The organism is Psychrobacillus sp. NPDC093180, assembly GCF_044754065.1.
Classification (GTDB): domain Bacteria; phylum Bacillota; class Bacilli; order Bacillales_A; family Planococcaceae; genus Psychrobacillus.
On record NZ_JBIVOJ010000003.1, the window covers coordinates 1 to 13,499 of the forward strand.

11 protein-coding genes are annotated in these 13,499 nt (G+C 35.3%); 7 read left to right on the plus strand and 4 right to left on the minus strand.

What is annotated here, in order from left to right:
• Positions 1-276: 276 nt before the first annotated feature.
• Entirely contained in the window at positions 277-885 is a 609-nt protein-coding gene (locus ACIP9W_RS05485) for a protein kinase family protein (protein WP_400786898.1), read from the plus strand.
• A gap of 46 nt (positions 886-931) precedes the next feature.
• Here ACIP9W_RS05485 and ACIP9W_RS05490 read toward each other — a convergent pair whose 3' ends face one another.
• The 3 genes from ACIP9W_RS05490 to ACIP9W_RS05500 form a co-directional block, all read right to left on the minus strand.
• Positions 932-1,150: a YfhD family protein gene (locus tag ACIP9W_RS05490; protein ID WP_400786901.1), complete on the minus strand. Its 219-nt coding sequence runs from the start codon at positions 1,148-1,150 to the stop codon at positions 932-934.
• 33 nt (positions 1,151-1,183) lie between these two features.
• Positions 1,184-1,618: a hypothetical protein gene (locus ACIP9W_RS05495; protein WP_400786904.1), complete on the minus strand. Its 435-nt coding sequence runs from the start codon at positions 1,616-1,618 to the stop codon at positions 1,184-1,186.
• A gap of 130 nt (positions 1,619-1,748) precedes the next feature.
• Positions 1,749-2,570 carry an EcsC family protein gene (locus tag ACIP9W_RS05500; protein ID WP_400786907.1) on the minus strand — a complete coding sequence of 274 codons (822 nt, stop codon included), beginning with the start codon at positions 2,568-2,570 and terminating at the stop codon, positions 1,749-1,751.
• A 185-nt stretch (positions 2,571-2,755) separates the two neighbouring features.
• On the opposite strand from ACIP9W_RS05500, the gene ACIP9W_RS05505 reads away from it, so the two are divergent.
• A complete protein-coding gene (locus ACIP9W_RS05505; protein ID WP_400786909.1) occupies positions 2,756-3,583 on the plus strand; it encodes a DegV family protein in 828 nt (275 codons plus the stop codon).
• 49 nt (positions 3,584-3,632) lie between these two features.
• On the opposite strand, the gene ACIP9W_RS05510 is transcribed toward ACIP9W_RS05505, so the two are convergent.
• The gene (locus tag ACIP9W_RS05510; RefSeq protein WP_400786912.1) at positions 3,633-4,802 is read right to left on the minus strand and encodes a hypothetical protein; all 1,170 of its coding nucleotides are present in this window, start codon (positions 4,800-4,802) and stop codon (positions 3,633-3,635) included.
• 218 nt (positions 4,803-5,020) lie between these two features.
• Between ACIP9W_RS05510 and ACIP9W_RS05515 the strand changes: the two genes are divergently transcribed.
• The 5 genes from ACIP9W_RS05515 (at position 5,021) to ACIP9W_RS05535 (ending at position 12,498) form a co-directional block, all read left to right on the plus strand.
• The gene (locus ACIP9W_RS05515) at positions 5,021-6,490 is read left to right on the plus strand and encodes a spore germination protein (protein WP_400786915.1); all 1,470 of its coding nucleotides are present in this window, start codon (positions 5,021-5,023) and stop codon (positions 6,488-6,490) included.
• Positions 6,491-6,506: 16 nt separating this feature from the next.
• Positions 6,507-7,601 (plus strand): GerAB/ArcD/ProY family transporter, encoded by a 1,095-nt coding sequence (locus ACIP9W_RS05520; RefSeq protein WP_400786918.1) that lies wholly within the window; start codon positions 6,507-6,509, stop codon positions 7,599-7,601.
• Positions 7,598-8,704 (plus strand): Ger(x)C family spore germination protein, encoded by a 1,107-nt coding sequence (locus ACIP9W_RS05525; protein WP_400786920.1) that lies wholly within the window; start codon positions 7,598-7,600, stop codon positions 8,702-8,704. Before ACIP9W_RS05520 ends, ACIP9W_RS05525 begins: the two co-directional genes overlap by 4 nt.
• Positions 8,705-8,908: 204 nt before the next feature.
• Entirely contained in the window at positions 8,909-11,653 is a 2,745-nt protein-coding gene (locus tag ACIP9W_RS05530) for a response regulator (RefSeq protein WP_400786922.1), read from the plus strand.
• A 14-nt stretch (positions 11,654-11,667) separates the two neighbouring features.
• Positions 11,668-12,498 carry a CheR family methyltransferase gene (locus ACIP9W_RS05535; RefSeq protein WP_400786925.1) on the plus strand — a complete coding sequence of 277 codons (831 nt, stop codon included), beginning with the start codon at positions 11,668-11,670 and terminating at the stop codon, positions 12,496-12,498.
• Positions 12,499-13,499 lie beyond the last annotated feature (1,001 nt).

Sequence of the window (13,499 nt, forward strand, 5' to 3'; positions counted from 1 at the left end):
CAAAGGGGATAAGCATGGAGGAGCCGTATGCGATGACCCGCACGTACGGATCTGCGAGAGGCGCATGAATTAATTTTCATGCGCCTACTCTATTTATTGGTTAGGAAACTATTGATGATTTTGAGATGTGGATAACTTATATGACATAGGAATAGTATGCGACATTTCTTACTGTATTCACTACAAGCATTCGCACTAGGGCAAAAAGCATCCGTTTGATTGGTTTTTTGGTGATTGGAAAGGTTTGTACTTTTCTATTATATTGGAGGTCAAATTGTGAATACTTATGAAGCACTTGCAAGTACAGTTATTATTAGCAAGGAGAATCGTCTGCTTAGTTATGATGATTCTTTACAACTAATTGGTACAGGAAGAAGTGCATTTGTTTTTAAAATAAAATCAACAGATAAAGCAATGAAAATATTTTTTCCTAGATTTACACATCTTGCAAAAGAAGAGGGGGAGATTTATAAAATACTTCAAGGAGTCTCTTATTATCCATCCATTTATTTTGCTGGAGCAAATCATATAGTTATGGACTTCATAGATGGGCACACTCTTTTTGAATGTATAACCTATGGAGAGGAAATAACGGTGGGGCATATAAAGGAAATCGATTATGCATTATCATTAGCCTCAGCCCGAGGACTAAACCCTTCTGATATTCACTTGCGAAATATTTTTATCACCTCCAATGGAGAGATAAAAATAATAGATGTTGCACGTTTTAGACAAACAAAGGACTGTGTTCAGTGGTATTTTTTAAAAAAAGCGTATCAGAGACATTATGTTAAAGCTTATTTTCCAAAGAAAATTTCAGCTATTATCCTAAATACCGTAGCATATCTGTATAAAAAAGGATTTATACCATTTTATGGTGAATGAAAATGTATGTAAGTAGAAAAGTAAAAAAGCCTTCGAAAAGGCTTTTCTACTTTCTTTTTTTCTTCGAATTGTTTTCTCGAAGCTCTGCAAACTCCGCTGCAAATTCTTCTTGCACATTATTTGGGTTTATTTTTTGATTTTTAGGTGTTTGAGGAAGCGTGTCTTTGTTCTTACTTTTACCTTGCTTATTGTCTCTACCGATGTTAATTCTCCTTTCTATGTTTTGTTCTATCTTAATATGGCGCAAAACAGTTATTTTAGTCATAAAAAAGCACTGAGAATAATTTCTCAGTGCAATTTATTTCATCTTGTTAAAAAAAGAAACTAATTGTTTTGAAGTTGGAGCTTGAATTTTGTATGTTAGCTCACGATCTCCATTATTTTCGATGCGAGGAATAATGGATTCAATAACATTGAATTTCCAAAAAGAAGGTTTACTTTTTGTACTCTTTTCTGTTTCGGCAGTCATCATTTTTCTTTGAAAAGGATGAAGCTTTGCCATTAAGAACTTGTCTTTTATACGAATGAGTAAATATCCTTCATCCGTCTCGGGATCATATTTTTTCATAAGTGATTCACCAAGTTCAAATGTGTTTGATTTGTTTTGAACGGATGGCGAAATAACTAATATATTTCCCTTTCGAAACAGGGCGGTATTTGATACTTGTCGAAGGCCCAAATCATTTATTAAAAAATCCAGGTTTACTTGAGATGCTTCACTAGCAACTGACATATTCATACCTCCTCTTCTTTTATTTACGGTCTATAGTAATAGTATATCCTATTTGACACATAATAAATTCACTTTTGGGAATATCTTCTTAAGTAAATTGAAGAAATGAATGAAAAGTAGGAGAGAATATTTAGTTTTCGGGAAAAATGTCGTCGCTTGTATGATTCCCAAGTCTCTCAATAATTCTTCTTTTTCGGAATAGCATTTGACCAGCCTCTCCAATATCGTTGATAGCCGACCGGTTAATGAACGCACCAAATACAAGTCCAGCTATTGGAATCATTTGAAATAGTTTTTTCCACCCAAATTGATCACGGTAAGAAAATATAACTTCTCGCCATCCTTGTAGTTCGGATAAGATTTCTCGTTTTGCATGTTCATCTTGTTGGTCAAACATAGACAGTTGTGCGAGAATGGATTGTTTTCCTACAATGTCAGCAGAGACAAATTGAAGACATTTTATGATAAATAATCGTTCTTTTTTGTCATTTGGATCGTAGCCATAGCAAATTGCAATATCTTGTAAGGTTTTTAACTGCAAACTTAAAAGTAGCGGAATATCAATAGATAATGTGAAGACCCCGCCGATACCTGTACTAGCACCTTGGATGGTTGCTAAATTCTTTCTGTTGCCAGTGAGCTTTTCTGCAGCCTCATCCATTTGGGCAACAGGTAAGTTTTTTACTTCTTCTAGTGTTTGTACTTCCGTTTCGGGAAAATAGGAAGGGATTTTAGATGTAGAGCTTAAATAGCTGCCACCTGTTTGAACATATTGACCGAGTTCATCTACTATGATTCCTATTTTATTTTGAATGAAGGATGGAGTCCACTTATCAATAATTTTAAAAGGAAGGCGACCAAGCTTTTCCCAAAACCACAAATCATTTTGATCTTTCTCCCATTTTTCCACTTGTTTTAGTTCGTCTAGTAACCACTCTTTAGAATCATGCATTGTTAATTTCGCCTCTTTCTTTGTATACTCATCTTACGAATTCGTGTGAAAAAAGTTTCGGATGGTAATTTAGTAATGGGAAAAATCATAAAAAATTTCTAAGCGTCTAAACGATGAAAAAAATATCCATTTGCTATAATTATAATCAAACAGCTGTATATCTTTAACATAAAGGCGGTAACAAAATGATAAAAATTTTAACGGATAGTTCTTCCGATTTATCGAATGAAATAATAGAGAAATATGATATTACGGTCGTGCCATTGAAAGTTAATATAGATGGAAAGGACTATTTAGAAGGTATTGATCTAACTCCTCAAGATTTCTTTTCGAAGTTATTTTCTTCAGAAAACCTCCCAAAAACCTCCCAACCCTCACCCGCAGCATTTGCCGAAGCTTTCTCTAAATTTGGGGAGAACGATGAACTGTTATGTCTTACAATTTCTTCCGGTTTAAGCGGAACTTATCAATCGGCATGTATGGGGAAAGAGCTTTCAGGGGCTAATGTTACTGTGTTTGATACTTTGGCGGGTTCCCTTGCTCATGGCTTCCAAATTATCCATGCAGCCGAACTTGCTCAAAAGGGATATTCGGTAGAAGAAATTATTGCAGAACTTGAGCGGGATAGAGAAAAAATGAATATTCTTATCCTATTAGATACTTTAGAAAACATTGTAAAAGGTGGACGGCTAAGCAAATTTCAAGGATCCCTAGCCAAAATCCTTAATATAAAGGTGATTTTAGAAGGGGTTAATGGCAAAGTAGAAATTCTAGAAAAAGTGCAAGGGAAGAAGAGATTTCAAAAAAAGACACTTGAAGTTATTCGTCATAAAAAAGAAGATTTTTCTAATACCATTTTTGGAATTACTCATACTGGAAACGTAGAAGAAGCGGAAGTGCTCAAAGCAGAACTTATTCAACAATTTCATCCAAAGGATGTCGTTGTGCGTTACATGGGTGCAACAATGGGAACTTATGCAGGCAGAGGCGGAATGATTATTTCTTTTAAATAAAAAACTGCAGCTATTTGTATTTCTACTAATAGCTACAGTTATTAATCTATTATTCTACAGTTTGCACGTCAGAATTCTCTTGTGAATCAGACTCAACTGGTGATTCAGTAGTGTCTTCATCAGTAGAATCACTAGGTTCAACCATAATATCTGATGAATCTAGGAATTTCCAGTTACCATCTTTATCTTTTTCTAAAAGGTAAATAGTAGCATGTTCAAGTGAATCTGTAGTATTGAAGATTGTTTTTTGATCATGCACAATTGCTGCAGTATTGTCAATAATGTATTGTACTTCAAGACCTAAAGTTTGGTATCTTACATTATAATCTTTGAAAGTTTCTTCTAAATTCTCTTTAAGTGACGCATAGCCAGGGAAGTCTTTGCTGTATAGGCTAAGTGTTTCCTCAGGTTTTTCCTCATTTGCATACTCAGTAGCTTTCTTAAAGAATTCAGTGATTTCTTTTTCTTGTGCTACAAAGTTCTCATCTTCTCTAATGCTGTCATAATAAGCACTATAAAGGTCACTAATGATTGCATCGTCCTCAATTGCATCTAACGAATCTAGGAAGGTAGAAGCTTGTGCTTCTACTGTTTTTTGATCTGCTTTTTTAGAGATCAAATTGTCTAATTTATCTAGCTCCATTTTTGAAGTAATTACATATTTAGAAGATTCAAGTGCTTTTTCTCCAGGAGTTTTATATTTCGTTAAAATTGCATCACGTGTTGATTTTCCATATACACGGTAAAGCAAGATTGCTTGTTTACGAATTTCACTAGATAATTCATGGTAACTTTTTTCTGTTACATCGGATGTTGGATTAGCTGCGTACAATTTATTTAATTGATTTGCTTTATCTACAATCTTTTTCCCAGATGTAATGGCGTCAATGTATCCCATTGCACGAGTATAGTGAATACCAGCATTATCTTCTAGGCGTTTTTCTAATTTTGCTTTATCTTTCGCACTTACATTAGCAATCTCTTTTTTCGCATTTAAGTAAGCGTCTTTTGTTAAATTGAAAATTTTCATATCTGGATACTTAATTTCTTTCGTAAGTTCAACAGATATTTGCCATTTTAGAGCACCAGCATGTTGTTCTGCTGCTTTTACTAAAGCTTCTGCTTTAGAAATGGATGCCGCCTCCGCGTTTGTGTAAGGTGTGAATACACTAGCTCCTGCTATTCCAGTCGCTAATACAATAGATAATAATTTCTTCATTTCTATTCTCCTGCAAAATAAAATAGTCTTATATAAAAATTTCAAATATAAGCCTTAATAAATATATGTTATAGAGGAAGATATTCCTAGTATTATATTCTGGGCAAAAGACCATTAAATGGAATACTGCATCGGAAATATTCAAGAGAATACAATTTCTCAATAGTGGACATGCTGATTATACAAATTTTTGTCTTGATGAAAGGCATGGGGTATAGGTGAAATTTAAAAAGTTTATAAGAGCCATCAAAAGTGGTGATACCGATAAAGCATCGTCAAATACAAAGCAGGTTACCGACGCTGAAATTGAAGAAACCATTGAATCTATAAAGAAAAACACAACTCAAATAAACGATATCATATTTAAGAAAATACCTACAAATGAAGGTATAGTTACTATAGTTTATAGCAATTCACTTGTAGAGAAAATGACTATGCAAGTAATGGTCCTCATCCCCTTGGCTAATCATTTGAATCAAATCCACCAAGTATCGGAGAAAGTTGATCCAGCAGATAAAACTGAAGTTATCTCGAAGTTAATGGGTGGACAAACGCTATTATATTTTCATAATGCCAATTTGCTGTTAAGCATGGATACATATAGTGCATCTACTCGTGCTATTACAAATACTGAAACAGAGTCCACTGTTATCGGCCCGCAAGATGCATTTACGGAATCGTTACAAGTAAATATTTCCTTAGTTAAAAGGCGTATCAAAAACCCAATGCTAAAAAATGAAAATCGTATTATAGGAACAGAATCCAATACGGAAATTTCTCTTTTATACGTAGAAGATATTGTGAATAAGGAAAATCTAGAGATGTTAAAAAGTCGATTAGATAAAGTTAATTATCCATCATTTCCGGATGTTTCTATTTTAAAACAATTGATTGAAGATAACCCTTTATCTCCATTTCCACAATATTATATGAGCGTTAGACCTGATAGTATCGTCCATCATATATTAGATGGAAGAATTGCAATACTTATGGATAATAGTCAAGCAGCAATAGTATGTCCGACATCCTTTATGGACATGTTTATTTCCGTAGAAGATTATTATAATCGATGGACTACCGCAACCTTGCTAAGGATGCTTCGTTTTTTTGGATTTTTCTTAACTATAATGATCACGCCAATGTATGTATCTGCTTTAACATTTCATCCAGAAATTTTACCTTATGAACTCTTATTAAATTTACAGGAATCAAGAAGTAAAGTACCTTTTCCCCCACTAATAGAAGTATTGTTTATAGAACTAATCATAGAAGTCTTAAGGGAGGCTGGTTCCCGAATGCCAGCAAAAGTAGGGCAGACAATTGGTATCGTAGGCGGTATTGTAATTGGAACCGCAGCAGTTGAAGCAGGACTAATTAGTAACATATTAATTGTCTTAGTTGCAACTTCCGCATTACTTTCATTTCTACCTCCGATTTTTCTAATGAGTAATACAAGTAGATTCGTTCGATATATTTTTATTTTATCAGCAGGTTTATTTGGATTGTTCGGACAAATGCTAGCACTTGCATGGCTATTGGCTCATTTATTGAATTTAAGTTCTTTAGGGACTCCTTTTATGACACCTGTAATTCCTCGGAAAGCCGGAGATTTGCTAGATGGAATTATAAGATTTCCAACGGCTTTCCTGAAAGGGAGATCAGGAATTTCGAGATCAAAGAAAAAGTAGAATTTTTTCTATAGAGGTGAGGTTGGCGAGGTTGAATGTAGACAAGCGGAAACAGTTGAATGGATATCATGTAGTTTTTCTAGTACAAAATGTAATGATTGGTACTGGTATGCTCTCACTCCCTCAAGACCTCAGTTCGATGGGATATAGTCTGGCCCTTTATCCTCTTCTATTTGGAGTAGTTGCAAGTCTTAATTTATGGCCGATGATTTGGATAAACTCACAGTATAAAAATGAAGATTTGTTTGGTATTAATGAAAAACTACTAGGCAAATGGATTGGGAAGAGCTTCAATTTGTTTATAGTTTTACACTTAACCTTTTTTATAGCAGGTCTTATCGATGATTACATGAATCTTATACAAACTACCGCACTCCCTGAACAAAGTATTACTATTCCAATACTTTTTTTCTTACTGGTTGCTATTTATATTGTGAGTGGTGGAATTAAATCCATCGCAAGGTTTTGCATGATGGCGTTTTTTCTAACGATGCCGTTGCTTTATTTTTTGCGTTGGGCAATTGAGAAGGGGGATATAAGTCACCTTTTCCCTATATTTAATTTCAATGGAAGTCAGGCTTTGGAAGCTTTCAGAAAAGGATATTTGTCTATACTGGGGTATGAACTAATCATGGTGTATTTTCCCTATATCGCAAACCAGAAGAAAGCATATAAACATGCTTTAATAGGAGTTTGGATAAGTATTATTCTTTGTTTTATTGTAACTGCAGTAAGTGTTATGTACTATTCAGAATGGCAATTGGAACATGTTACGTATTCGGTTTTGCATCTGTTTAAAGCGGGTGAATTAACTTATATAGAAAGAATCGACATAATTGGAATTACAATCTGGGTGTTTCTAGTTTTAACTACGATAACTGGTTACTTATGGTGTGCTAAAAAGGGAATAGATTCATTTCGATCTAAAAATAAGGCTTCACATGTTTATGTAATCACCATAGCTATTTATTTAATCGTATTGATGCCATTATCAAAAGAAGTTAAGGAAAAATTATTTGAGGTCGCCTTTCATACTTCTTACTTCATGCTATGTTGGCCAATATTATTGATTGTTATCCATTTACTGAGGAAAAAGCAGGTGCAAACATGAACGGAAAGCTAATACTACTTATTATGGCTATGATATGCTTGACGGGTTGTGCGGATAAGGAATTAAAAGTACCTTTGGAGGATGTTGGTTTGCTTGGCATCTTGGCATTTGACTATATAGATGAAGATTCATACAAGTTATCGGCGGCAATGCCTCAATTTTTACCCGAAGCCAAAGAAAATACACAGATTTTCTCCGTGACTACCGATTTTGTTTCGAAAGGAATTGTTGAAATTGAAACAGTTTCAGATAAAAAGGTAGTATTAAATCAATTAAGAGTTGTTGTTTTTAATGAGGAATTTGCTCGTAATGGAAATGTTCAAAAAGTAATAAGGCATCTATATAGAAATGCAGAGGTAGGGAATAAAGTACTTGTGGCTATTGTGAAAGAGAACGGAGAAGAGATACTAAAGGAAAATTATCCGGATAAACCAAGTATCAACCTATACTTAAATGATTTATTGCAACCAAGCATCAACACGGCCTTCATGCCAAATACGAATATTCATGATTTTGTATATACACAAACAAATCCAGTTTTCGATACAATAGTACCTCTACTTGAAAAACAAGAAGGGAAAATTGAGATTGACGGAGTTGCTCTATTTAAAGGTGATAATATGATCGAAGAATTATTACCACGAGAAGGTCTTATCATACAAGCTTTATTAGGAGAAAAAAACCTTGCACCGCTGAATCTTACATTAGATAAAAGAGAAGAAAAAGAAGAGTTGATGATAGATCTTATCAAAAACAAAGTAAAGATGAAAAGTAATAAAAGTATAGAATCCCCTAAATTATTTATTAACCTGAAAATGGAAGGCACGCTAATTGAATATAAAGGATATCGAGAAGATGAGTTGACTACTTTAGCTAGTATAACAAAGTTAGAGAAGGATATTAATGAGCAAATTGAAAAGGATATTAAGGAACTTTTAGAGGATTTAAAAGAACTTAAGGTGGACCCAGTAGGTTTAACTGAAAACTTTCGCATGCACTATAGGGGAAATTGGGACAGAGAAATGACGGAAGAAATAATTAGCAAGCTAGAAGTTGATATTCAGGTTACAACAAGGATTAATAGTACTGGTACATTAGATTAATAATAGAAAGTGAGAGGGAGTACCGCTTGGATCTATGGCGGTACTCCTCATTTTTTTCTTGTTGCATAGCGACTATATACTTTCATACGTTTTTCTCCAGTCGGAATAAATCGAATAACTACGAATTATAGATAAAACATCCTGAAATTATAGTATAATATTCTTAACATAGGATATCTATATAGAAAGTAGGCTCATAATTCCATGGGGAAAAATAGGAAAATCGGTATTCGGACAAAAATCATGTCTGGCTATTTATTGGTTATCATAATGGTCATATTTGCATTCTTTCTTGTAAATAAACAATTTTCTGTTGTACAAGCAGATAAAGATTATATAATGGGGCATGATTTTGAAGTAACGACATTATCTCACCAAATCGAAAAATACGTACTTGATATGGTAAGGGGACAAAGAGGCTATATAATTACGGGAGAAGCAAGTTATTTAGAGCCGTATTATACAGGGCAGAGGGAATGGCAACATAATTTTGATGAGTTGTATCGGTTGGTAGATGACCCTGGACAACAAGCGAAATTAATGACTATTAAGGACAATATCATCAAATGGGATGACACGGTTGGAGCCCCAATGATAAATCAAAAGAAACAAGAAAGTAATGGGGTCACTTTGAGTTATTTGGAAAATGATCAAGGTGGAGCAACAATAGATTTAATACGTAGTCAGTTTGAAAATTTTAGAGAAGTGGAACATGACTTTAGACAAAATAGAGCGGATGCATTAAACCAAAATATTGATTCGTTAATCCAAGGATTAGTCACTTTAGGGTTACTTGTATTTATCGTAGCTATTGTTATGTCTACATTGGTATCACGTTCGATTGTCAGAACGATGAATGAAGTAATAGCGACGATAAAAGATATTGCTACATTTACCAATACAAATGCACTAGACTTATCGCGAAGAATTACTTTGAGATCACGAGATGAAATTAGAGAGTTAGGGAATGCAACCAATGAGTTGCTGACAAATCTTGAGTTAAGAGAAATGCATCAACAACGTATTAACAATACATTTAATTCCTACCAAGGTATTACTTCAATCGCTGAATTATGTAAAGCATTTATCTCCGCTATTTCGGAAGAAGCAAATTCATCATATGGTGCTATTTATGTAAGAGATTTTCGAAGTGATAGGCATCTTTTTGTGAAAAGCGCTACATTTGCAGATGGATTTGATACAGTAGGTAGAAATCATTTCGAATTAGGTCAAGGCTTGATCGGAGAGTATGCACTTAAAAAAAGTATGCATGTTTTAAGTGATTTAGACGAATTCCAACTTATTCCTTCTGCATTAGGGAGTATTCCTCCGAAAGGAATGATTATTGCACCCATTCTTTATGAAGGTGAAGTCATCGCAGTAATAGAAATATTGAGCTTGAGTAATTATTCTAAGTCCGATCAACAATTTATAGGAGATGTTATAGAAAACTTTGGTATTACGTTAAACAGCGCGAAGGACCGAGAAGAGATAGAGCGTTTACTAACGGAATCCCAAACGATGACAGAAGAACTACGTGTTCAGTCGGATGATTTACAAACACAATCAGAAGAATTACAAATGCAATCAGAGGAATTGCAAACAATTAATGAAAAGCTAGAAGAGCGTTCAAAAGAGGCAGAACTGAAATCAGTAGCTTTAAACCAAGCAAAAATAGAATTGGAAAAACAAGCAGAACAGCTCGTTTTAAGCTCTAAATACAAATCTGAATTCCTTGCAAATATGTCACATGAGCTTCGTACTCCTTTGAATAGTATTTTAATCCTTTCTGAATTGATTGCTGAAAATGCTGGGGAGCAATCAAGAGGGGAAGAGGAGAAGTTCGCCAAAGTCATCCATACATCAGGAAAAGATCTCTTAGCTTTAATCGATGATATTCTTGATTTATCTAAAGTAGAGGCAGGGAAAATGGAGATTATATATGGCGAAATGAATATCAATGATCTGCCGAATTATTTGGAAATGAACTTTAATCATGTTGCAGAGAAAAAAGGACTTTTGTTTAGGATTCTAAAGGGAGCAAATATCCCAAATATTTTCTGTACAGATGAAAAGATGATGCTTCAAATTTTAAAGAATCTCCTTTCCAATGCTTTTAAATATACGGAAAATGGTAGTATTTCGATAGAGATTAAAAACGTTCCGAACAAAGAATTACAACCAGCTTTTGCAGGCAAAGAGGCTGATTATTGGATTGCGTTTTCGATAAAAGATACTGGAATAGGTATTCCAAAAGAAAAGCACCAATTAATATTTGAAGCATTCCAACAAGCCGATGGTGCTACTATGAGGAAATATGGTGGAACCGGGCTTGGGTTATCGATTTGCCAGGAATACGCAAGGCACTTAGGTGGGTATGTAACTTTAGAGAGCGAAGAGGGAGTAGGAAGTACTTTTACACTGTATCTTCCAAGCCTGTCTAATAAATTGGGGAAAGAGGACGTTCTGTTAACTTCACTTGAGGAAGTTGCCGCATCCTCATTAGATGAAGAAGTTCTTTCTTTAGACACAGAGCATGTGAATTTGTTGGAAGAGAAGCAAAATGTCTTACAAGGGAAAAATGTATTGATCGTAGACGATGATTTACGCAATATTTTTGCATTAGAAGCTGCTTTAAAACAAGAAGGTATGATTGTCTGTTCCGTAAATAATGGATTAGAGTGTCTGGAGATATTGGAAGAGCAACCCTCTCTATTTGATATTATTCTAATGGATATTATGATGCCGAATATGGATGGGTATGAAACGATGCAGAGAATACGTGCAAATGACGAGCTGACGGATATACCTATCATTGCTCTTACAGCTAAAGCGATGGAACGAGATCGTAAGAAATGTCTAGAGACTGGGGCTTCTGATTATGTAAGTAAACCTTTAGATTTAGAGCAACTACTATCTGTTCTAAGTGTCTGGGTTTCTAATGAATAGAAATGGATGATTAAATGTACAGTCAAGATGAAAACTTTAAAAAAGAACTAGAAGTGGACTTGCTATTGGAAACAATCTACCGTTTAACTGGCTATGATTTTAAACAGTATGTACGGGCTTCCATCATACGGAGAATTGAAAACAGAAGAAATATAGAGAACGCTCCAAATATTACAACGCTCATAGAAAGGGCGTTTCATGAACCGGGTTTTTTAGAGAAAATCATTGAAGGCTTTTCTGTTCCTGTAACGGAAATGTTCCGAGATCCTTCCTTTTTTAAAGAATTTAGAACGAATATTGTTCCTATTCTTCGTAATTATCAAGAAATCCGGATTTGGCATGCTGGCTGTGCAACGGGAGAAGAAGTGTTTTCTATGGCAATTCTACTGGAAGAAGAAGGACTATTAGACAAAGCAAGAATTTACGCGACAGATATGAGTAAAGTAGCCATAGAACAGGCAAGGCAAGGAATTGTCCCGTTGAATAAAATGCAAAACTATACTAAGAATTATCTTAAAGCCGGTGGGACTAAAGAATTTTCTATGTATTATAAAACAAATTCGCAAAATGTGTTTTTTGCGGAAAGACTTTTGAAGAATGTTATTTTTGCGCAGCATAACTTAGTGACGGATCAATCGTTTAACGAGTTTCATGTAATTTTCTGCAGAAATGTATTGATCTATTTCAATCCTACTCTTCAAAACAAAGTGCATGAATTATTTATCCAAAGTCTGTCCCCAAATGGATTTCTAGGTTTAGGGAATAAGGAATCCTTAAGAATTAGCAAATACGCGGATTCTTATGAAGAATTTTCAACAGACGAACCGTTATACCGAAAAAAATAAAAGCAGAGGCTATCTCTCAAGTCTAATTGACTGGAAGGGTAGCCCTGCTTTTTTTGTTTGTTAGGAAACTATAGAAGGTAGAGACAGATGGATAACTTTCTGCAAGTAGCATAAGGGATGGCATGTTTTTAATTGAGTTGGGGTATAGGGAAACTGCGAAGTAGTTAGTTGATGAAGTTGTCCGCTAGATTTTCACTGCAGTCGTACGCTTTCCGCCGGGTGAGCGATGAGCCATTCCCTCCGCTTAGGGCGTCGTTGGAATGGCTCATTTTGCTCAGGCGGAGGAACAAAGGCTAAGAACGCCACATCGTGTGGCAACGCCTTAGAAACGAACATCCTGTTGGTCTCGGCAGGAGTCGACGCCAGCAGCGAAAATCTATAATAACTGCTTGTTTATTCATTATCGGTTTGCTAAAACCAATTATTAAACAGTTTCTAAACTGGGTAAATCCAATAAATGGTGGAGTGCGACAATATAGACTGTGACTGCGATAAACTTGCCGCTGAACACGACAAAGTCGATGCTTTTTGTAAAGACATCCCCAATAATGCGCCATTATTCTCTGCGTCTCACTCCAAGTAAACTTGTTTTATGAATAATTGGTTGCTCTCAGGGGTAATTTGGTTGCTTTCAGACTGCCTCTAGTTGCTCTCAACAGACGTTTGGTTGCTCTCAGAATAGAACTGGTTGCTTTCGCCAGTTTTTGATCGCCCTTAGCCATTTTCTGGGAGATATTTATTCTGTCGCTACATAATTGGAGGGATTTAGTGCGGCCGCGCGAAACTCCTGCGGGAAAGCGAGGCAGACGAGACCCTGCAGTCGCTCGCAACGAAGCGACTCGGTGCTCGCCCGCGGAAAGCGAAGCGCCGCCGTGCTAAATCATAGTGGTCACTTTCTTCCACTCACTACATCGTAGTTTCCCTATCATGTACGTTATTCCATTTTACGTTCCTATTAGCTAAATTGAGCAGGCGACAGGCGCTTTGCACTTTTGTTCTGC

Coding starts and splice junctions, on each gene's coding strand:
- ACIP9W_RS05530 (WP_400786922.1), top strand. CDS start 8,909: ATGGGGAAAAATAGGAAAATCGGTATTCGGACAAAAATCATGTCTGGC.
- ACIP9W_RS05505 (WP_400786909.1), top strand. CDS start 2,756: ATGATAAAAATTTTAACGGATAGTTCTTCCGATTTATCGAATGAAATA.
- ACIP9W_RS05535 (WP_400786925.1), top strand. CDS start 11,668: ATGTACAGTCAAGATGAAAACTTTAAAAAAGAACTAGAAGTGGACTTG.
- ACIP9W_RS05510 (WP_400786912.1), bottom strand. CDS start 4,802: ATGAAGAAATTATTATCTATTGTATTAGCGACTGGAATAGCAGGAGCT.
- ACIP9W_RS05495 (WP_400786904.1), bottom strand. CDS start 1,618: ATGTCAGTTGCTAGTGAAGCATCTCAAGTAAACCTGGATTTTTTAATA.
- ACIP9W_RS05525 (WP_400786920.1), top strand. CDS start 7,598: ATGAACGGAAAGCTAATACTACTTATTATGGCTATGATATGCTTGACG.
- ACIP9W_RS05490 (WP_400786901.1), bottom strand. CDS start 1,150: ATGACTAAAATAACTGTTTTGCGCCATATTAAGATAGAACAAAACATA.
- ACIP9W_RS05500 (WP_400786907.1), bottom strand. CDS start 2,570: ATGCATGATTCTAAAGAGTGGTTACTAGACGAACTAAAACAAGTGGAA.